The sequence below is a fragment of the Bradyrhizobium sp. USDA 4502 genome (assembly GCF_054063355.1).
Genome location: NZ_JBSSGF010000001.1, coordinates 7,310,748 through 7,330,011 on the forward strand (window position 1 = coordinate 7,310,748; position 19,264 = coordinate 7,330,011).

The 19,264-nt window shown below is 64.6% G+C and carries 19 protein-coding genes and 1 pseudogene; 4 read left to right on the forward strand and 16 right to left on the reverse strand.

The features are described 5' to 3' along the window. Window positions 1-40 precede the first annotated feature (40 nt). Window positions 41-1,036 carry a biotin synthase BioB gene (bioB, locus tag ACVW1B_RS34050; protein WP_253605921.1) on the reverse strand — a complete coding sequence of 332 codons (996 nt, stop codon included), beginning with the start codon at window positions 1,034-1,036 and terminating at the stop codon, window positions 41-43. A 124-nt stretch (window positions 1,037-1,160) separates the two neighbouring features. On the opposite strand from bioB, the gene ACVW1B_RS34055 reads away from it, so the two are divergent. Further along, the gene (locus tag ACVW1B_RS34055) at window positions 1,161-1,799 is read left to right on the forward strand and encodes a GntR family transcriptional regulator (protein ID WP_168856607.1); all 639 of its coding nucleotides are present in this window, start codon (window positions 1,161-1,163) and stop codon (window positions 1,797-1,799) included. A 228-nt stretch (window positions 1,800-2,027) separates the two neighbouring features. Here the strand turns inward: ACVW1B_RS34055 and greA are convergent, their stop codons facing one another. The 4 genes from greA to ACVW1B_RS34075 form a co-directional block, all read right to left on the reverse strand. Beyond that, window positions 2,028-2,510 (reverse strand): transcription elongation factor GreA, encoded by a 483-nt coding sequence (gene greA, locus ACVW1B_RS34060; protein ID WP_057015361.1) that lies wholly within the window; start codon window positions 2,508-2,510, stop codon window positions 2,028-2,030. Between the two features lie 80 nt (window positions 2,511-2,590). Beyond that, window positions 2,591-5,737, reverse strand: coding sequence for an efflux RND transporter permease subunit (locus tag ACVW1B_RS34065; RefSeq protein ID WP_225646657.1), 3,147 nt, complete (start codon window positions 5,735-5,737; stop codon window positions 2,591-2,593). Further along, window positions 5,734-6,969: an efflux RND transporter periplasmic adaptor subunit gene (locus tag ACVW1B_RS34070; RefSeq protein ID WP_375166536.1), complete on the reverse strand. Its 1,236-nt coding sequence runs from the start codon at window positions 6,967-6,969 to the stop codon at window positions 5,734-5,736. The genes ACVW1B_RS34065 and ACVW1B_RS34070 overlap by 4 nt, the downstream gene beginning before the upstream one ends. Before the next feature lie 312 nt (window positions 6,970-7,281). After that, window positions 7,282-8,418, reverse strand: a complete 1,137-nt coding sequence (locus ACVW1B_RS34075) for a hypothetical protein (protein ID WP_253605920.1) — start codon at window positions 8,416-8,418, stop codon at window positions 7,282-7,284. A gap of 669 nt (window positions 8,419-9,087) precedes the next feature. On the opposite strand from ACVW1B_RS34075, the gene ACVW1B_RS34080 reads away from it, so the two are divergent. The 3 genes from ACVW1B_RS34080 (at window position 9,088) to ACVW1B_RS34090 (ending at window position 11,184) form a co-directional block, all read left to right on the forward strand. Beyond that, complete coding sequence (locus ACVW1B_RS34080) at window positions 9,088-10,200, forward strand: helix-turn-helix transcriptional regulator (RefSeq protein ID WP_253605918.1); 1,113 nt, start codon at window positions 9,088-9,090, stop codon at window positions 10,198-10,200. Window positions 10,201-10,353: 153 nt separating this feature from the next. Next, entirely contained in the window at window positions 10,354-10,659 is a 306-nt protein-coding gene (locus ACVW1B_RS34085; protein WP_092080911.1) for a hypothetical protein, read from the forward strand. A gap of 3 nt (window positions 10,660-10,662) precedes the next feature. Beyond that, window positions 10,663-11,184, forward strand: coding sequence for a DUF1697 domain-containing protein (locus tag ACVW1B_RS34090; RefSeq protein ID WP_253605916.1), 522 nt, complete (start codon window positions 10,663-10,665; stop codon window positions 11,182-11,184). Window positions 11,185-11,323: 139 nt separating this feature from the next. Here ACVW1B_RS34090 and ACVW1B_RS34095 read toward each other — a convergent pair whose 3' ends face one another. From ACVW1B_RS34095 to ACVW1B_RS34145, 11 genes and pseudogenes are all read right to left on the reverse strand, one after another. Further along, complete coding sequence (locus ACVW1B_RS34095; protein ID WP_253605914.1) at window positions 11,324-12,547, reverse strand: threonine ammonia-lyase; 1,224 nt, start codon at window positions 12,545-12,547, stop codon at window positions 11,324-11,326. 318 nt (window positions 12,548-12,865) lie between these two features. After that, window positions 12,866-13,021: a response regulator gene (locus ACVW1B_RS34100; protein WP_225162097.1), complete on the reverse strand. Its 156-nt coding sequence runs from the start codon at window positions 13,019-13,021 to the stop codon at window positions 12,866-12,868. A gap of 54 nt (window positions 13,022-13,075) precedes the next feature. Next, window positions 13,076-13,399 (reverse strand): aminoacyl-tRNA deacylase, encoded by a 324-nt coding sequence (locus ACVW1B_RS34105; protein ID WP_456793383.1) that lies wholly within the window; start codon window positions 13,397-13,399, stop codon window positions 13,076-13,078. 211 nt (window positions 13,400-13,610) lie between these two features. Beyond that, entirely contained in the window at window positions 13,611-15,137 is a 1,527-nt protein-coding gene (gene bchE, locus ACVW1B_RS34110) for a magnesium-protoporphyrin IX monomethyl ester anaerobic oxidative cyclase (RefSeq protein ID WP_456793382.1), read from the reverse strand. Window positions 15,138-15,250: 113 nt separating this feature from the next. Then, window positions 15,251-15,991: a di-trans,poly-cis-decaprenylcistransferase gene (locus ACVW1B_RS34115; protein WP_057015350.1), complete on the reverse strand. Its 741-nt coding sequence runs from the start codon at window positions 15,989-15,991 to the stop codon at window positions 15,251-15,253. 30 nt (window positions 15,992-16,021) lie between these two features. Continuing rightward, window positions 16,022-16,444, reverse strand: a complete 423-nt coding sequence (locus ACVW1B_RS34120; protein WP_057015410.1) for a transcriptional regulator — start codon at window positions 16,442-16,444, stop codon at window positions 16,022-16,024. Beyond that, window positions 16,431-17,048: a hypothetical protein gene (locus ACVW1B_RS34125; RefSeq protein ID WP_057015349.1), complete on the reverse strand. Its 618-nt coding sequence runs from the start codon at window positions 17,046-17,048 to the stop codon at window positions 16,431-16,433. Before ACVW1B_RS34125 ends, ACVW1B_RS34120 begins: the two co-directional genes overlap by 14 nt. A gap of 128 nt (window positions 17,049-17,176) precedes the next feature. Further along, a complete protein-coding gene (locus ACVW1B_RS34130) occupies window positions 17,177-17,533 on the reverse strand; it encodes a DUF1428 domain-containing protein (protein WP_456822760.1) in 357 nt (118 codons plus the stop codon). 113 nt (window positions 17,534-17,646) lie between these two features. Beyond that, on the reverse strand, window positions 17,647-18,384 hold the full coding sequence (locus ACVW1B_RS34135; RefSeq protein WP_310882976.1) for a DUF899 domain-containing protein: 738 nt from the start codon (window positions 18,382-18,384) through the stop codon (window positions 17,647-17,649). Window positions 18,385-18,402: 18 nt separating this feature from the next. Then, window positions 18,403-18,765: pseudogene (locus ACVW1B_RS34140) on the reverse strand (SRPBCC family protein); the annotation flags it as partial. Next, window positions 18,750-19,205 (reverse strand): ArsR/SmtB family transcription factor, encoded by a 456-nt coding sequence (locus ACVW1B_RS34145; RefSeq protein ID WP_310882975.1) that lies wholly within the window; start codon window positions 19,203-19,205, stop codon window positions 18,750-18,752. The pseudogene ACVW1B_RS34140 and the gene ACVW1B_RS34145, both read right to left, overlap by 16 nt. Between the last annotated feature and the right edge of the window lie 59 nt (window positions 19,206-19,264).

Below are 19,264 nucleotides of genomic sequence, written 5' to 3' on the forward strand. Positions count from 1 at the left end.
TCGCGCGGCGAATCCCGCCGCGCGCGTGCCGGAGTTGCGCTCAGGCGAGGGCGGAGTTGATGCCGAGCCGGTCCAGCAAATCGGCGTCGCGATCGCGCTGCGGGTTCCTGGTGGTCAGCAGCACATCGCCGATGAAGATCGAATTCGCGCCGGCGAGGAAGCACATCGCCTGCAGCTCGTCGGTCATGTATTGCCGTCCGGCCGACAGCCGCACCACGCTCTTCGGCATCATGATCCGCGCAGTGGCAACCAGACGCACCAGCGCGATCGGATCGGGCCGTTCCGCGGTGTCGTTGACCGGAACGCCCTTGACCTCGTTCCACAGATTGATCGGCACGCTCTCCGGATGGCTGGGGAGATTGGCAAGCAGCATCAGCATGCCGAGCCGGTCATCGACCTGTTCACCCATGCCGATAATGCCGCCGCAGCAGACCTTGATGCCGGCGTCGCGCACATGCGCGAGCGTATCGATGCGATCCTGCAGGGTGCGGGTGGTGATGATCTTGTCGTAGAACTCGGGCGAGGTGTCGACGTTGTGGTTGTAGAAATCGAGCCCGGCGTCAGAGAGACGCTCGGCCTGCTTTGGCGTCAGCATGCCGAGCGTGACGCAGGTTTCCATGCCGAGGCCCTTCACCGCGCTGACCATGTCGCAGACCTGATCGAGATCGCGGTCCTTCGGGCTGCGCCAGGCCGCAGCCATGCAGAAGCGGGTTGCGCCAGCGTCCTTGGCGCGCTGCGCGACCGCGACCACTTCGTCCCGCGGCATCAGGCGAGTGGCCTTCAGGCCGGTGTCGTAATGCGCGCTTTGCGAGCAGTAGCCGCAGTCTTCCGGGCAGCCGCCGGTCTTGATGCTGAGCAGGCTCGCGGTTTCGACATGGTTCGGATTGAAGTTGGCGCGATGCACGCCTTGCGCCTGAAACATCAAATCCGCGAACGGCAAATTGTAGAGTGCTTCAGCCTCGGTACGGTCCCAGGTCTTGCGGGGCGCTGCACTGGTGCCGCTGTCGGTCCGTTCGATTTCCACGACATCAACCATATGGCTTGCTTTCTCGTTTGCTGTGGATCATAGATAATCTGGTATATTATCTATGATCTGTGGACTTAGAACGATGCTAGCCGAGCCAGTACGCGCGCGCACCCGTTTTTACGATAGATAATCTATGACGAGCGAAGGCGAGAACACGACCACCGCGGGGCGCATCGCCGAAGCGATCGGCGAGCGCATCATCAACGGCGAATTGCTGCCGGACGCGCCGCTGCGGCAGGATCATGTCGCGCGCGAATTCCATTCGAGCCACGTGCCGGTGCGCGAGGCCTTCAGGCAATTGGAGGCGCAGCATCTCGTTGTTGCGGTGCCGCGACGCGGGGTGCGGGTCGCGCCGCTCGACACCAGGTCGGTGAAGGAAATCGCCGAGATGCGCGCCGCGCTCGAGGTGGTCGCGTTGCGCAATGCCGCCCCCAGGCTCACATCGGCCCATCTGGCACGGATCGAACTCGCCATGATCGAAGGCGACAATGCCGAGACGGTGCAGGATTTCGAGATGGCCAATCGCGCCTTTCACCATGCGCTGGTGGCGCCGTGCGCGATGCCGCGGCTGCTTGCCAGCCTCGACGGCCTGCAGCTTGCGAATTCGCGACTGGTGTTCGCGATGGCGCGCAACGCCGGCTGGCGGCCGCGGCCGAGCCAGGATCATCGCGTGATCCTGCAGGCGCTGCGCGCACGCAACATCGAACAGGCCTGCAGCCTGCTGGCGCGGCATATTCAGACTATCGAGCGGCTTGCCCTGCCGGCAGCGTGATCACTTTGCTCCGAATCGAGCGGCGGACTCCGGTTCACCTCGCCCCGCGTGCGGGGAGAGGTCGGAACGCATCGGCAGATGCGTTCCGGGTGAGAGGGGGAGTCTCCGCGAGAGTATCTGTCTCCGCGTGTGCGGAGGCAGCCCCTCACCCCCAACCCTCTCCCCGTAAGAACGGGGCGAGGGACGCGTCGCCTTTGCGACCGCCATTCAATCTAATCCCATCACTCTCTAAGCGATCGCGACGATCTCCAGCTCCTGATCGCCCGAGCCTGCGACGTCGCCCAGGGCTTTGCCCATCAGCGACCTCGCTACCGGCGAGACAAAGGAAATCGAGCCTGCCTTTGGGTCGGCTTCGTCCTCGCCGACAATGCGATAGGTCTGCACCCGCCCGTCGGCGCGGCTGAAAGTCACCGTGCTGCCGAAGGCAACAGTTTCGGTGGAAGCAGGGTCAGGCACGACCTGCGCGGTGCGGAGCCGCTCTGTGAGATAGCGCGCGTCGCGCAACGGAACCGCCGACTGCCGCCGCCGTTCGTTGATATCGTCCAGCTGCTGCGCGGCCTCAAGGGCCTCGCGTGCCGCCTGGAGCTCACGCTCCAGCGCCTTGCGTCCTGCTTCGGTCACCAGGTTGGGATGCGGCGAAATGGGGCGGTCCGGCAACAGCGTTTCGGACGCGGTCTCGGCACTTTCTTCCTTGGTGAAGGCAACGCTCAATCCAGAACTCCATCGATGAGGCCAGTAGCATAGACCCGCCCCCACGCGCCTCCCTAATGCGCGAAGGGATTAGGCAGGATCTAATGCGAGGCAGGCTGTTCCGCCTTGGTCCGTCTGCCGAAGCGGTTCTTTACACCCTCGCGCCAGCCCTGGAAGGTGACGAACAGCATCGGCACCAGGAAGATGCCGACCGAGCTTGCGGCGAGCATACCGCCGAACACCGCGGTGCCGACCGCACGGCGGCTGATTTCCGCGGCACCGGTCGCGACCACCAGCGGCACCAGGCCGAGGATGAAGGCAATTGATGTCATCATGACGGCGCGGAAGCGCATTTGCGCGCCCATCGTCGCGGCCTCCGCGATCGGCTTGCCGGCCTCGCGCTGCTCCTTGGCGAACTCGACGATCAGGATGCCGTTCTTGGCGGCGAGCGCGATCAGCACCACGAGGCCGATCTGACCGTAGAGATCGAGGTTGAGGCCCGCGAGCTTGATCGCAAGATAGGAACCGAACACGCCGACCGTGACCGATAGCAGCACGGGAATCGGGATCGTCCAGCTCTCATACAGCGCGACCAGGAACAGATAGGCAAACAGCACCGCGAGGCCGAGAATGATGCCGGTCTGGCCGGAGGCCGCCTGCTCCTGATAGGCCGTGCCGGTCCACTCGTAGGAATAGCCGGAAGGCAGCGTCGACTTGGAGAGCTCGGCCATCGTCGCGATCGCGGTGCCCGAGGACACGCCCGCCGCCGGGCTGCCGTTCACGGTGACCGAACGATAATTGTTGTAGCGCGTGATCACCTGCGGTCCGGTCACGATGCGCAGGCTTGCGATCGAACGGATCGGCACCATCTCGCCGCCGCTGTTGCGCACATAGATCTGCCAGATGTCGGGAATGTCGCGGCGATCGGCTGCATCGCCCTGCACATTGACCTGCCAGGTGCGGCCGAACAGGTTGAAGTTGTTGACGTAGATGCCGCCGAGCGTGGCCTGCAGCGCGGTGAAGACGTCGGCCATGTTGAGGCCGAGCGCCTGCGCCTTGGCGCGATCGATATCGAGATAGACCGACGGGTTGGTCGCGGTGAAGGTCGAGAACACGCGGGCCAGATTCGGATTGCGGTTGGCAGCACCGATCAGCCCGCCCATCACGCTGCTGAGCGAGGCCGGATCCTGCCCTTCGAGCGCCTCGAGCTGATATTCGAATCCGCCGGAGGTCGAAAGCCCGATGATCGGCGGCAGGTTGAACGGCAGCACCGAAGCCTGGCGAATCTGCGATCCCCCGACGAAGGTCTGCCCGATCGCCGCCTGCACCGAGTCGGTGACGGCCTTGCGGTCGGCGAACGCCTTCATGCGCGCCACCATGAATGCCGAATTCGGCTCGCTGGCACCGTCGAGCAGCGAGAAGCCGATGATCGACAGCACATGGTCGATCGCCGGATTCTTCTTTAAGAGCGCCTCGACCTGCTTGGTGACCTCGCTGGTGCGTGCCACCGACGCGCCGTCGGGCAATTGCACCGCGATGAAGAAGGCGCCCTGATCCTCCTCGGGCAGGAAGCCGGTCGGCGTGATCTTCGACACGCCGAACACCGCGCCGGCAAACACCAGCACCGCAACCAGTGACAGCACCGCCACACGAACCAGCCGTTGCACCACGCCGGCGTAGCGGTCGCGTACCCAGTCGATGCTGCCGAGCACCCGTCCCATGATGCCGCGGCGCGGCCCGCCATGACGCAGGAACACGGCGCACAGTGCCGGCGACAAGGTCAGCGCATTCAGCGCCGAGATCACCATCGCGGCGCTGATCGTCACCGCGAACTGGCGGAACAGCGTGCCGGAAATGCCGGGGATGAACGCGATCGGCACGAACACCGAGAGCAGCACCAGCGAGATCGCGATGATCGGCGCCGTGATCTGCGCCATCGCCTTCTTGGTGGCGTCGGCCGGCGACAGCTCCGGCTCCTCCTCCATGACGCGCTCGACGTTCTCGACCACGACGATGGCGTCGTCGACCACGATGCCGATCGCCAGCACCATCGCCAGCAGCGAGACCGTATTGGCGGAATAGCCGAGCGCCAGCAGCACCGCGAAGGCGCCGATCAGGCTGACCGGAACCGCGACCGCCGGGATCACCGTGGCGCGCAGATTGCCGAGGAACAGGAACACCACGATCACGACGAGCACGAAGGCCTCGCCGAGCGTCTTCATCACCTCCTTGATCGTATCGGACACGAAGGTGGTGGAGTCGTACTGCACGAGATAGGTCAGCCCCGGCGGAAACCGCTCCGACAGCCGCGCAAGCGTGGCCTGCACCGCCTTGGCCGTGGTCACGGCATTGGCGCCGGGCGCGAGATAGATGCCCATCGGCACGCCGGGATTGCCGTCGATCCGCGACTCCGAATCCATGTTCTGCGCGCCGATCTCGACGCGGGCAACGTCCCTGATCCGCAGCACCGATCCATCCGGATTGGCCCGCAGCACGATGTCGCCGAACTGCTTGGATGTCGTCAGGCGGCCCTGCGTCTGCACGTTGAACTGGAACTGCTGGTCATTGCTGATCGGACGCGCGCCGATGCGGCCGACCGGCGCCTGCACGCTTTGGGCCCGGATCGCGGCGATCACGTCCGACGGCGCCAGATTGAGGCTGGTCAGGCGCTGGGTGTCGAACCAGATCCGCATCGAATAGTTCAGCTTCGCGAACAGCGAGGCCTGTCCGACACCAGGCGTGCGCGAGATCGCGTCCAGCACGTTGATGATGGCGTAGTTGGTGATGAACAGCGGATCCTGATCGCCGCTCTTGCTGTACAGCACGATGAATTGCAGCACCGCCGAGGATTTCTTCTGCACGGTCAGGCCCTGCGCCTGCACCTCGGTCGGCAATTGCGCGAGCGCGCTTTGCACGCGGTTGTTGACGTTGACGGTGTTGATATCGGGATCGGTGCCGAGCGCGAAGGAGACCGTCAGCGTGTAGCTGCCGTCATTGCCACTGGTCGACTTCATGTAGAGCATCTTGTCGACGCCCACGACCTGCGCTTCCAGCGGCTGGGCGACGCTCGATTCCACCACTTCGGCCGATGCGCCGGGGAATACGGCGGAGACCGTGACCTGCGGCGGCACGATGTCCGGAAACTGCGCGACCGGAATCTGCATCAGCGCCAGCGCGCCCGCGATCGTGATCACGAACGCGATGACGATCGCAAGCCGCGGACGATCGACGAAGACGGCAGAAATCATGGGTTATTACCCGTCGATTTCGGCGCGCTGCTCGCGGCGCCATCCGCCGAAACCTTCATGCTCGACTGGATCAGCGCGCTGACGGGCCCCGGCGCCACCACCTCGCCCGGCTTGACCTTCTGCAACCCCTCGACGACGACCTTGTCGCCGAGCGAGATGCCGCTCGTCACCGCCGCGATCGTTGCTGTCGATTGCCCAAGCTGGATCCGCCTTTGCTCGGCCTTGTTGTCCGCGCCGACGACATAGACATATTCGCCTTGCTGGTCCGACAGCACCGCCGAACGCGGGATCGCGAGCACCTCGACCGGCTGCACGCCTTCGAGGAGAACGGTCACGAACTCATTGTCGGTGAGTTCGCGGAGCGAGCCGCCGGCCGCGACGGAAGTATATGTCGGCGGATTGGGGATGGTGCCGCGCAGGGAGATGGTATCGGTGTTCTGCGCGATCGTGTTGTTGACGAAGTTCAGTTCGCCGGTCTTGTCGAAGAGCCGGCCGTCCGGCAACCGCAGGCGGATGACGACGGCCTTGAAGCCGCCGCGCGTCGCATAACGGTCGCGCAGATCGAGCGCCTCGCGCACCGGCACGGGAAAGGTGACGTACATCGGGTCCTGGCTGACGATTGTCGTCAGGGTTCCCGAGCTCGGCGTCACGACGTTGCCCTCGGTGACCGCGGTGCGTCCGATCCTGCCGTCGATCGGCGAGTGGATCATGGTGTAGTCGAGATTGATCTGGGACAGGTCGACCTGCGCCTGCGCGGCCTGCACCTGCGCCTCGAGGCTCTGCTGGTTGGCGACCGCCGCATCAACATTGGATTGCTGGCCGGCCGGGCCGCCCATCAGAGCCTTGGCGCGATCGGTGGTCAGCTTGGCGTTGACCAGCGTCGCCTGCAACTGAGCGACCTGTGCCTTCTTCGATGCGAGATCGGCTTCGAACGGTCCGCGCTCGAGTTGATACAAGAGATCACCGGCCTTGACCTCGGAGCCCTCGACAAAGTTCCGCTTGTCCAGGAACGCGGTCACACGCGCCACCACGTTGACGCGGTTGGGGGCTTCGATGCGTCCGAGAAATTCATTGGTTTCGGTGATCGGCCGCTTCACCGCCTCGAACACGCCCACGGCAGGAGGCCCGGGTGGCCCCGCCTGGGCATGGGCCGCCGATACTCCCGCCGCCATTAGTCCCGCCGATACGAGAAACCCTGCCAAGCCACCGAGCATGCGTTCCGTACCACTCATGCAGTCCAACCCTTCGGCTACCAACAGACGCTACGAGACGGATATGACGTCGAGTTCCCTCAGACCCGAAGGTCAGGATGGGCAGGTGCGTTGCAGCAGATCATAACGCGGCCAATCCGACAATGCTGTAAGCTGATCGCGATCGTTGCGCCGATCCCGACGACAGCCAGCTTTGTGAAGCGCTGCGACGCCACCATGACACAGCCATTGCGGCCGCGCGGACCAGCTCAGTGCATGCCGCCGGCGCCGAAAGCTCCCGTCAATGTGATCCCACACGAGCGCACTCTCGGTACCCTCGAGGTCAGGCTGCGCTCACAACGCGATGGCGTTCTTCAAGCGAGAGGTGTCTTGATAGGCTGGCGACGCCAGACGTTCGGATAGCCACGGCCGCGCGCGCTTGCCGCTGACCTCGTGCACACCGTCGAAGATGTCCATGTCGATCAAATGCGGATGGCCTGACGATGCGTAGATCGACTGCATTTGAGAAAACTTTTCATCCCGCCCAAGTTCCAGCGCGTTTGCACCGTCACGGCTCCCGATCTCGACGAACAGCGGGCACGGGCAGAGCAAGTACGCCAGCTCCGCGCCGGCGTACTTGGCGCGGCCGTTGCTGAAATGAATGTAAGCCGCAAGTTCGACGCCGAGATTCCTGGTGATCACGGATGACGTCAGAAACTTCTTCTCGTCGCGCATATATCCGGACACGACAGTCGGCCGCATCCGCCCCGTCGCGGCTTCCAGATGCAGCGCGAGAAAGGCGCCCCAGGACACCCCGTAGACGCCGACATTCAAACCCGACACGCCGGTGAGCTTCCTGCAAACGATTTCGCCGGCGTCAAGCGATGCGCATGACACGTTGTGCGCGGAGACACCGTGGGATGCCAGCATCGCGGCGATGTTGTTCTGGCTCTCCTGATTTCCGATCTGGATGATGTAAGGACACCAGACGACGTAGCCGTCCCCACATAGCCGTTTGCCGAGCGCGTTCATGTAGTCCTTGTCGGCATCGTCGAAGCAGCGCTCCGGCGTGCTCGCCATGCCGTGGCCGAGCAGGATCAACCCCTTGAATTCTCCGTCGGGAATTCCAAGACATCCGCGCACCGGCACGCCGCATTCCAGATCGAACTCGACCTTCACGACCGAGAAGCCATCCGCGGGCGCGCGCCAGTGAACCCGGATCTCGTCGTGCGACGGCCGATAAAGCCGCCGCGCCCGGAACAGAGATCGCATCTCTCCGCGAATCTCCGAACCGGTTGCGACCGCATGCAGCCTGCCGCTTGCCGCGATATCGAACAACGACCGGCAGAACTGATCGTAGCCAAGGGTCGGCAAGTCGACATTCGCGCATGATCCCTGGCAATGGTCCAGCGCCAGCCTGTCGTTGCCGGTCCGCGACGAGGGGCCGACCAGCGTCATCAACAATCCGGAAAGAGCCCTGCGACTGATCATCGACTCTCCCCGAGCCGACGATGGCTCGCATGAATGTCAGAGGTGGCCGCTCCAAGCGCGATGAGACCCGGTTTGAATCGTCATCGCGCTTAAGGCCGCCCCTTAGGCATGATCCTTTTCGGAAAACCGCTTCGCACTTTTCCGGATCATGCCCTAGCTGGCGCCACGGGTTGCGCGGATACAAATTAAAGGATGTTCATGCTCGAACGATCGCGTGCAGCGTTGCAAATGTGTGACGCCGGCGGGGCTGGCGCAGCGCCAGTCACGCCAATCGGGATTCGAGATGCTTCCGAATATTTCCACCTGTCACGCAGCTTCGATTTTGCCACACGCGGCGATGATCGTCGGGCCCTGATTATCGGGTCTTCATCAAGTCTCTATCGAGTCTCTATCAAGTCTTGGGCCTGCCCCGCCGACCTGGCATCGGCCTTGGAATGCGTCGTCCGGGCGCCGGCGGCCGCGCGCCGGGTCGCAGCCGAGCGAGCGAGGCTCCAGGCGCCCGCGCGAAAATCGCGAAGAAGAGCGGCGAAAACGTCGTAATTCCCTCCTGATGCGCGTGAACGCGCACCGGAATAACCCGGACTCGTGGCTCGGGCTGAATTGCTTTACGCAATATTTCCGGGGTAGCCGGGTTTATCTATTGGGCAACAACGGTTTTTGGGATGACCGATGGCGAACGACCTGCACGAGCATCTGATTGAACTGGCCTATGAGGCCGCGGTCATCCCCGAATTGTGGCCGAATGTCCTGCATCAGGTCGGTGCAATCGCGCGTGCGCGCGGTATCGTGCTGCTGACGGCGGCCCCACACGACGTCCGCTGGGTCGCGTCGCCCGACATGCACGACGACACGGTGGCCTATGTCGAGGGCGGCTGGCACGAGCGCAACGGGCGATTGCCGCGCCTGCTCGCGGCCAACCATGCCGGCTTCCTGCGCGACATCGACGTGTTCGATACGCCCGAGGAGGTGCAGCAGGACTTCCAGATCCGCGAATTCTTCCGCCCGCGCGGGCTCGGATGGGGCGCCGGTACTGCGATCGCGGTGCCGAGCGGCGACGTGCTGATCTACAGCGTCGAGCGCGAATACCAGCACGGACCGATCGAGCGGGAAGCAATCGAGCAGCTCGACGCGCTGCGGCCGCATCTGGCGCGTGCCGCGCTGCTGTCGGCACGGCTCGGGATGGAGCGCGCCAGGGCGGCAACCGAATCGCTGGCGATGCTCGGCCTGCCCGCGGCAGTGCTGCGGCGCGGCGGCCGCCTGATGGCGGCCAACGCGCTGTTCGACCGCCTCGTGCCCGACGTGATGCAGGATCGCGGCGAGCGCCTGACGCTGGCGGCGACCACTGCCGACGCGCTGTTCGCCCAGGCGCTGGCCGCACTTGATCAGGGACTGATCGGCGTGGAGGTACGCTCGGTGCCGATCGCGGCGCAGGAGGATCGGCCGCCGCTGATCGTGCATCTGGTCCCGATCCACGGCGCAGCGCGTGACCTGTTCGATCGCGCGGCGGCGATCGTGATCGTGACGCCGGTGGTGCCGGCCGAGGTGCCGACCGCGGAGGTGCTGCAGGGCCTGTTCGACTTGACGCCGGCGGAGGCGCGCGTCGCGCGCGGCATTGGCGAAGGACGCACCGTCGAGGCAATCGCCGGCGCATTCGGCATTTCCCGCGAAACGGTTCGCAACCAGCTCAAGGCGGTGTTGGCCAAGACCGGACTGGGCCGGCAGGTCGAGCTGGCCAGACTGCTCGCCGGCGCGAAGGTGCCGCCGGGGTCGTCAGGAGACTAGCGCACGCCGCGCAAGCCTCGGTACAGGGGTCGATGCGATCCTCCGGGAATTCGCAAAACGATCGCATGTTCAAACGGCACCGGTTACGCTAGGGGTAGCTCCCGTCCCTCCGTGCGCCCTCCCGGCGCATGTCCAGTCAATGAGTGCATCTGAATGGCCGAAGCCGACCTCGACGCCGTCATCCGGCAAACCGCAAAAGCGCAGACCAAGGCCGTGATGGCGGCTGCCAAGAAACGCCAGGCCGTCTGGGTCACGCGCGCCGCCAAGGCCAAGGACAAGGAGACCAAGGCGCGCTTCCGCTTCCTGGCCAAGAGCACGATGATGAACGCAACCGCGACCGCCAAGCGGTTGCAGAATTCGGCCGAGAACGCCGCCGACGCCTATGCGCGCGCCATGAAGAAGGCGATGGAAGAGCCGCCGCCGGCCAAGAAGCCTACGAAGAAGAAAGCCGACGGCTAGTCGATGCCGCGTTACGTCGCCCTGCTGCGCGCGGTCAATGTCGGCGGCACCGGCAAGCTGCCGATGACCGAGTTGAAGGCGATGTGCGTCGACGAGGGATTTGCCGACGCGCAGACCTATATCGCCAGCGGCAATGTCGTATTCTCCTCGAAGCTCGGCGCGGCCAAGGTCAAGGCCGCGCTGGAGCGGCGGCTGCAGGCCTATGCCGGCAAGCCGGTCGGCATCGTCATCCGCAGCGCGGACGAGATCGCCGCGGTGCTGAGGGCCAATCCGTTTCCGAAAGCGCCGCCGAACTATACTGTCGCGATCTTCCTCGACGAGCCGCCGCCGAAGGATGCCTTGAAGGACATCAAGGGCCAGCAGGACGAAGAGGTGCGGCTCGGCAAGCGCGAGATCTATGTCGCCTATGGCAGCGGCATGGGCCGCTCGAAGCTGAAGATCCCCGCCGCCGCCAAGGGTACCGCGCGCAACATCAACACCATCGCGAAGCTCGCCGAGCTGGCGGCGGGTGACAACGAGGGTTAGTTCGCCCATTGAAATCCGTCATCCTGAGGAGCGCGCACTTGCGCGCGTCTCGAAGGATCGACGGCCCGGCTGGTGGCCGATTCATCCTTCGAGGCTCGCCCCGCTCGCGCCTCAGGATGACGGTCAAGCAGTCTGACAGCTAACTTTCCCGGACCGCGAATCCTTCGGAGCTGAGCCTTGCCAGCACGTCCTCCAGATGGGCGCGGTCGCGGGTTTCGATCACGAGCTCGAGCAGCGTCGCCTTCGCCGGAAGGTCGGAGAAGGTGCGCTGATGCGAGACCTCGATGATATTGGCGCCGGCATCGGCAAGCAGGATCGACACCGCCGCGAGCTGTCCGGGCCGGTCGACGATGTCGAGCGCCAGTTGCGTCAGTCGTCCCTCGCGCGCGAGCTCGCGGGTCAGGACCGAGGCAATCAGCCTGGTGTCGATATTGCCGCCGGTCAGCACCAGGCCGACTGAGCTGCCCGCAAAGCGCTCGGGAGCTGCGAGCACCGCCGCGAGACCGGCGGCGCCGGCGCCTTCGACCACCGTCTTTTCGATCGAGATCAGGGTCGCGACCGCGCGCTCGATCTGGTCCTCGCTGACCAGGATGATGTCGTCAACGAGCTCGCGCACGATTTTCGTGGTGATCTGCCCGGGCGCCTTGACCGCAATGCCCTCGGCGAGGGTGTCGCCGCGCATCGGCAGCTGCTCGCCTTTGACCGCATTGTACATTGACGGATAGAGCTGGGCCTGCACGCCGACGACCTGGATCGACGGCTTCAGTGCCTTCGCGGCCGTGGCGATGCCCGAGATCAGCCCGCCGCCGCCGATCGGTACCACCAGGATATCGAGCTCCGGCACCGTCGCGAGCATTTCAAGTCCGATCGTGCCTTGCCCTGCAATGATCAACGGATCGTCATAGGGATGGATCAGGATCAGGCCCTTCTGCGCAGCATGCGAGCCAACGAACGCGAAGCATTCTTCCAGCGTCTGCCCGGTGATGATGACCTCGGCGCCGTGCCGCCTGGTGTTCTCGATCTTCACCATCGGCGTCCCGATCGGCATCACGATGGTAGCGGGGATGCCGAGCCGCTTGGCGTGATAGGCCACGCCCTGGGCGTGATTGCCGGCAGACATCGCGATCACGCCGCGCTTGCGCTCCTCTGGCGACAGCGCCTGCAGGCGATTCAGCGCGCCGCGCTCCTTGAACGTCGCGGTGAACTGCAGGTTCTCGAATTTGAGGAACAGGCGGCAGCCGCAGATCTCGCCCAGCGTGCGGCTCTCGTTGCAGGCCGTGACCATGACCGCATCCCGGATCACATCCGCGGCACGGCGTATGTCGGCAAGGGTGATGGCGGCGGTATGGGCAGGCTGCGGCATCGGGTTTCGCTTTGGTCCGTTTCGTCAGACGGAACCTAGCGGGTTTCGGCGCCGAACACGACCGCGCTTTAGCGTGCGGTCAACACCCGTTCCTCCGGCCTCGCCGGCCCGGTCAGTTGAACCTCATCACATTTCGGGCATACCAGCGCGGTGCGGAAATGCTTGTCGAGCACAATGGTTCGCGTCCTGCCGCACTGGCAGCGCATCGGCTTATCCATGGAAGACCGGCCCGGGTTAGAGATGCAAGGAAAGCGTGCGCCCGGCTACCTCGGTCCGGTTAACCCAATATGACTTGAGGCCGGATAATTTGTCGCGCGGCTAGAAGAGACCAGCGCTGAGATCGAGGCCGTAGCTTGCCCTGAGCGCCGCGACGAACAGGACCGCGGAGGCAAGCAGCAGGACATGCCGGGCGATGCTGCTCCGAAGCGAATTGGCCGGAAACGCGCGTGCGATCGATTGAGCCAAAGCAGTCATTTGCGACCTCCGGAGCCACGTCCCGAAGGTAGGTCGCGGGCAGCGCAGTGAGGTTCAATGCGGCTCGCGGATCGGCCGGCGGCGCGCCAATGTGCTCTGTTCGGGATCACTCGGTGCCCGCACCTGATTCTTGAAGCGGTGACCGACCACGATCAGCCTGCCCTCGGCGTGGATTACGGTATCGGCCGATGGCGCGGACGGCAGATTGTCTTGCGTGACCGCTTCCAGTGCACGCAGGAACTCGCGACCGGCCGATGTGATCTCCCAGCCTTCGACGTCACGGAGCACATAGCCATGGCTAAAGATGTCGAGTTCGGGGACCCGCGACGCCAGACGTTTGATCCGCGCATGCCAATCGTCGCCGCTCGATGAGAGCACGGCGAGATCGTGCTTAAGTGAATTGATTGTGGCTTTGCCGCGGACGTGACTGGCCAATATTTTTAAGATCGCAACCTGTATGCTCAACTCGACGCCTCGACCGCCACGGTTCTTTTTGTTCTGCGCAGCCGACCTGGAAATTATCGCGCTGATGACTGAGGCGTCCAGTCATCAGCGCCAGATATCCAGAACCCGACAAGACGGTATCGACTTACGCCGCGCGTGATGTGCCGACGCGGCGCTCGGGCCGGTGCGACGACATCGATTCCTCCTCCATATCCTGCGGCGCGCCCCAAAATTCCTGCACGGTGGGCCCGTTCTTCAACCTCTTGTCGCGCAGGAAGCCGAGGATTTCGTGCGGCCAGACCCGGCGGCCCATCTGCGTGTACCAGCGCATCGCGTGACGAAGTCCGGCGTCGCGGTGGAGCAGCACGCGGAGCAGCGCCTTCGGGCGGCACTGCAGCACCATCTCGGTGAACTTGAACCAGAGCAGCACGCGCCATGGCGGCATGTGCCGGGTCGCCAGCACCTGATGCTTGTAGTCCCAGAGCCTGCGATCGGTCTGGATGACGCGCCGCTCCGCCGCGAGACGGAAATACGGCGTCCAGCGATGCGGCGTGACGTAGAGCATCTGGATCTGGTCGGGATCATAGGACAACAGCTGCCTGAGACCACGCCAATGATCGCGATCGGTCTCCTCCTCGAAGCCGACCACCCACGTCGCCATCGACAGGATGCCGTGCTGGCGCATCAAACGGATGGCTTCGCGATCGATCGTGGTGGTCGCGCCCTTGCGGATCAGCTCCAGCGTCTTCTCGTCGGTGTTCTCCATGCCGAGCAGGAAGCGCTGCCAGCCCGCCTTCTTGTAGAGATGCAGGATATCGGCGTCGCGCACGATGTCGTCGGCGCGGGTCGAGCCGACCAGGATCAGATCGACATCCTCCGCGATCAGGGCCTCGAGAAAGGCCCGCCACGCCTTCTTCGAGACGGTCGGATTCTCGTCGGCGAAATTGATCACCTTGACGCCGTGCTCGCGATGGAGCCGCGCCAGCTCCTTCGCAAAGCGCACGGGATCGCGGTGCCGCCACCGCGTCCAGAAGCCGCGCTGGCCGCAGTAATTGCAGAGATGCGGACAGCCGCGCGAGAATTGCACGACGACGGCACGCAGCCCGCCCCAATAGCTGTAGCGCGCGTGATCGATCAATTCCCAGCCGACGCGATAGGCATCGAGGTCACGGATGACAGGCGCAGGCGGCGTCACGCGCGGCCCGTAATCGTCACGGAATGCGATGCCGTTGATGATACGGAGATCCTCGCCGGCCTCCAGCGCTCGCATCAGACGCCGCGCCGTCTCTTCGCCCTCGCCGCGCACGATCGCGGTGACGTAGCGCTCCTCGCGCAGGATGTCGCGCCAGTGATAGGTCGGAAACACGCCGCCATAGACGATCCGCACACCGGGCACGGCCTTGACGATCGCCTGCGCCACCTCGGCGATGACCGGATGGCCCGACGTCGAGCCGGAATGGCCGAACAGCACCGCATCCGGTGCAAATCTCGATGCCTCCGCCACGATGGCTTGGACCGGCATCGGCCCGAACTCGGCATCGATAAGACCGACGTCGTGGCCGTCATCGATCAGGGGGCCGCCGATCGACAACAGGCCAAGTGGCGGCAGATGGTCGTCGGGGATCCGGCTGCCGATCGCCGGGTGCGGCACGTTGATGAGAAGAATGCGCATGGATGATCGCTCCCGCTTTGGTTGGCGTGATCGTTCGTCCCCGCATCTTGTGAGAGAGAGCCCAACCCCCCGGCCGGGCTTTAGGAAGAGAGCAGTTGGCGCGGCTTGACGCGTTAGAGGTTCGGCACCTCCGCCGGCGCGATCGCGGTCAGTCCGCCGAAGCGGCGCTCGCGGCGATGGAAGGAGCCGAGTGCGTCGGCGAGATCGTCGGCATCGAATTCGGGCCACATCCGCTCGGTGAAATGCAGCTCGGCATAGGCACCCTCCCAGAGCAGGAAGTCCGACAGCCGCTTCTCGCCCGAAGTGCGGATGATCAGGTCGACGTCGCGCAGCCCGGCCTCGCCGGTAATGAGATCGGAGAACGTCTCGCGGCTGAGCTCGCCGGCGCCGGCCGCGCGCGCGGCGGCGTTCAGGATGGCGTCGCGCGCCGAATAGTCGATCGCGATGCGCAGATGCAGCGTGGTGCCGCCGGCGGTCTCGGCCTCGGCGCGCGTGATCGCGGCGGCGATGCCGTCGGGCAGCCGGTCGCGGCGGCCGATCACGGTGAGGCGAACGCCGTTGCGCACGAGCGCGGCGATCTCATTGGCGAGATAGAACCGCAGCAGCCCCATCAGCGCCGCGACCTCGGCCTTCGGACGGCGCCAATTGTCGCTCGAGAAGGCGTAGAGCGTTAGCGTGCCGACGCCCTGGTCCGGTGCGGCCTCGACGATGCGGCGGATCGCCTCGACGCCGGCCTCGTGTCCGCGCAGGCGCGACAGGCCGCGCCGCGTTGCCCAGCGGCCATTGCCATCCATGATGATGCCGACATGGAGCCTGAAGGCGGCTTCCGGCTTGAGCGCGACGTTACTTTGCATCACAAAGTCTCCGGACAAAAATGAGATGGTTCAAACCGGCTGGATACCGAGGCGGCCAGCTGCGCGGTCGTCCTTGCCGGCGGCCTTTTCTGCCGTGCCGGCGGCCCTCTCGGCCGTGCCGGCGGCCTTGGCCGCGTCACGCACCAGCTGCTCGAGCACGGCGAGATAGTCGAGGAAGCGGCGACGACCGCTCTTGGTCAGGCGGCAGGTGGTGTGCGGACGATTGCCTTCATAGCCCTTGATGACGTCGACGAGACCGGCCTCCTGCAGCACCTGCAGGTGCCGGCTGAGGTTGCCGTCGGTCAGGCCGCAGAGCTGCTTGAGATCGGCAAAGGCGAGCCCTTTCGGATGCGCCATCAGCGAGGTCAGCAGGCCGAGCCGCGCCTTCTCGTGGATGACGCGGTCGAGGCCGTCATAGGCGAACGGCGCGGTGGTCAGGTCAGTCTTCGGCATCATGGCCTCCGGAAGCGAAATAGAGCAGCGCTGCGAGCAGCAACTGGCCGATCGCGAATGGCAGTCCCATGGTCCAGGGCGACAGCGCGTGGCTCTGGCTTGCGATCAAGAGCACCGTGAAGCCCGACAGGAAATACCAGGCGCCGCCGAGCGCGATCGTGCGCGGCAGCAGGCGGACCGAAGCGAACACGCCGAGGCTGACCAGCACCTGCCACAGGCCGGGCAGCATCCACAACGTCTCGGGCGCGAACTTCCATTGCAGGATCGCGAGCAGCACGCCGGCGATCGCCGCGGGAACGAACTGCTCGATCGCCTGCTGGACCATCGCGTCCGCAAGGCCGGAATGATGCCGCCGCGAGCGCGCCTGCATCTCGATCCAGATCAGCACGGCGGAGACCAACGCGGCCGCCGCCCAGCCTGCGAGGAACGCGATCGGATGAGCGGTGGGATCGGCGAGCCAGAGATATTGCGCAAGCGCCGTGACCAGCGCGATGCCGCTGGTGGCGGCGACGGTCGCCGGACCGTAGCCGCGGAACGCCGTTCCGGCCGCAATCTGGCTGCGGATGGCGAGGATATCGGCCAACGCCTTGTCGAGGTCACGCATGATTCGCCCGAACTTTGTATTGCAAAGTATACGGGATCACCAAGTAAACGCAAGCGGCATCGCGCGGCTTGCCGAGCGTGATGTTTAACAGCCGGTTACTGCGCGGATTGCGGCGAAACCGTGCCGCGTCAGACCTTCACCAGGCTGGCGAAGCCGCCATAGATCATCCGCTTGCCGTCGAACGGCACGTCACCCATGCTCATCGATGCCAGGCGCGGATCGGCCATCACCTTGGCGTTGATCCGGTCGCGCTGGGCGCGCGACTTGTAGGTGATCCAGGCAAACACGACGGTTTCGCCGACCTTCAGTTTCACGCTCTGCGGAAATGAGGTCAGCTTGCCTGGCTTGACGTCGTCGGCGACCCATTCGCGATAATCCAACGCGCCATACTCGCGCCAGACCTTGCCGGCCTTCTTCGAGAGTTGCGCATAGGCTTTGAGTTTCTTCTTCGGCACGGCGACGATGAATCCATCGACGTAAGGCATGCGGATGACTTCCTGCTGTTTGGCTCCCCGTCATTGCGAGGAGCGAAGCTATGAAGCAATCCATCTCGACACTTGCGGCGCGATGGATTGCTTCGCTGCGCTCGCAATGACGATCAGGAGTGACAGCAGGATGCCTGAACCGGCGCCGGTTGGTACTGGTCACGTAGCCGCACCCAATCCATCGGATAGGGCAATCCTTCCTCGTGGCGGCCGAGCGGCGTCAGGTCGAGATAGTGATAGGCGGCATTCATCATGTCGAGGCCGCGCGCGAAGGTCGAGTAAGTGTGGAACACGCTCCCTGTCTCATCGCGGAAGAACACGCTGATGCCGGGCAGTTCGGGACCATAGAGCGGCGTCGTTCCATAATTGTATTTCGCGTCCCCCGCATCGATCTGCCCTTGCGTGAACGACACGCCGTAATCGTAGTTGAAGTCGCTCTCTCCCGAGGAGACCCAATCGAAGGTCCAGCCCATCCGCGCCTTGAATGCGTCGAGCTTGACGAGCGGCGCCCGCGAGATCGCGATCATAGTGGTGTCGCGTGCGGCGAGATGCGGAACCATGCGCTCGAAACCGTCGGCCCAGAACGAGCAGTTCTTGCACGCCGCGTCCCACTCCGGCGCGAACATCACATGCTGCACCACGAGTTGCGGCCTGCCCCTGAAAAGATCGCCGAGGGTCATTTTGCCGCCAGGGCCGTCGAAGACATAGTCCTTGTCAACTTTCACCCAGGGCAGTTCGCGGCGCTGCCGGCTGAGCGCTTCGCGGGCCTGGGTCAGTTCCTTCTCACCGGCCATCAATGCCTTGCGGGCTGCGATCCATTCTTCGCGCGAGACGATCATGTGCTGTTGCATGGGATGCTCCTTTGCAGGTCAGGCGTCGACGAAGCTTTCCAGATTGCCGAGGAATGCGGTCCAGCCGCGCTGGTGGTTGTCGCGGGCGGTCTCATCGACGAACTGCGCGTGATGGAAGGTGAGCAACGTACCGCCGGCATCGGGCTTGATCGATATCGTCACCTCGGATTCGCGTTCGGGCGTCGAATGCCAGGCCCAGCTGAACACCAGCTTCTCGTTCGGCACCACCTCACGATAGACGCCGCCGACCTCGTGATATTCGCCGTTGGTGCCGATGAATCCGATGCGATAGCGTCCGCCGACGCGGACATCGAGCTCCGCACGCGTCGTGGCCGGCTTGACCCCACCCGGTCCGAACCACTGCGCTAGATTTTCCGGCTCGGTCCACGCGGCGTAGACTTTTTCCGGCCGCGCGCGGAGGCGCCGCGTGAGGGTGAGGCTTGGGCGCGCGGCGAGGCCGGCGTCGGCGGCGACTGCGGATTGGTTTGCCATGGTTCTTCCTCCACAAAGGCGGCAAGGCGGTCGAGATTGTCGGACCAGAATTGCGCATAGCGATTGAGCCAGTTCATCGCCTGCTCCATCGGCTGTGCGGTGAGCCGGCACGCCACTGTGCGGCCGGTCTTTTCGCGCGCGACGAGACCCGCATCGGTGAGCACGTCGAGATGCTTCATGATCGCCGGCAGCGACATCGCGAATGGCTGCGCCAGCTCGCTCACCGACAGGCTTTCCTGGTCGCCGAGCCGCGCCAGCAGCGCGCGACGGGTGGGATCGGAAAGCGCCGCAAAGGTGCGGTCCAGCGTCTCGTCCTGATACTTAACCATGTGGTTTAGTATAGGCGCAAACGGCGTGACGTCAAGTGCGCGGCTTCACGATCACGTCA

Bases quoted from the DNA above. Each gene is read 5' to 3' on its own strand.
- ACVW1B_RS34095 (WP_253605914.1), bottom strand. From the start codon at position 12,547: ATGCCGCAGCCTGCCCATACCGCCGCCATCACCCTTGCCGACATACGC.
- ACVW1B_RS34100 (WP_225162097.1), bottom strand. From the start codon at position 13,021: ATGACTGCTTTGGCTCAATCGATCGCACGCGCGTTTCCGGCCAATTCG.
- ACVW1B_RS34135 (WP_310882976.1), bottom strand. From the start codon at position 18,384: ATGCAACAGCACATGATCGTCTCGCGCGAAGAATGGATCGCAGCCCGC.
- ACVW1B_RS34070 (WP_375166536.1), bottom strand. From the start codon at position 6,969: ATGAGTGGTACGGAACGCATGCTCGGTGGCTTGGCAGGGTTTCTCGTA.
- ACVW1B_RS34075 (WP_253605920.1), bottom strand. From the start codon at position 8,418: ATGATCAGTCGCAGGGCTCTTTCCGGATTGTTGATGACGCTGGTCGGC.
- ACVW1B_RS34125 (WP_057015349.1), bottom strand. From the start codon at position 17,048: ATGCGTGACCTCGACAAGGCGTTGGCCGATATCCTCGCCATCCGCAGC.
- ACVW1B_RS34090 (WP_253605916.1), top strand. From the start codon at position 10,663: ATGCCGCGTTACGTCGCCCTGCTGCGCGCGGTCAATGTCGGCGGCACC.
- ACVW1B_RS34130 (WP_456822760.1), bottom strand. From the start codon at position 17,533: ATGCCTTACGTCGATGGATTCATCGTCGCCGTGCCGAAGAAGAAACTC.
- ACVW1B_RS34055 (WP_168856607.1), top strand. From the start codon at position 1,161: ATGACGAGCGAAGGCGAGAACACGACCACCGCGGGGCGCATCGCCGAA.
- ACVW1B_RS34120 (WP_057015410.1), bottom strand. From the start codon at position 16,444: ATGCCGAAGACTGACCTGACCACCGCGCCGTTCGCCTATGACGGCCTC.
- ACVW1B_RS34085 (WP_092080911.1), top strand. From the start codon at position 10,354: ATGGCCGAAGCCGACCTCGACGCCGTCATCCGGCAAACCGCAAAAGCG.
- bioB (WP_253605921.1), bottom strand. From the start codon at position 1,036: ATGGTTGATGTCGTGGAAATCGAACGGACCGACAGCGGCACCAGTGCA.
- ACVW1B_RS34145 (WP_310882975.1), bottom strand. From the start codon at position 19,205: ATGGTTAAGTATCAGGACGAGACGCTGGACCGCACCTTTGCGGCGCTT.
- ACVW1B_RS34065 (WP_225646657.1), bottom strand. From the start codon at position 5,737: ATGATTTCTGCCGTCTTCGTCGATCGTCCGCGGCTTGCGATCGTCATC.
- ACVW1B_RS34115 (WP_057015350.1), bottom strand. From the start codon at position 15,991: ATGCAAAGTAACGTCGCGCTCAAGCCGGAAGCCGCCTTCAGGCTCCAT.
- bchE (WP_456793382.1), bottom strand. From the start codon at position 15,137: ATGCGCATTCTTCTCATCAACGTGCCGCACCCGGCGATCGGCAGCCGG.
- ACVW1B_RS34080 (WP_253605918.1), top strand. From the start codon at position 9,088: ATGGCGAACGACCTGCACGAGCATCTGATTGAACTGGCCTATGAGGCC.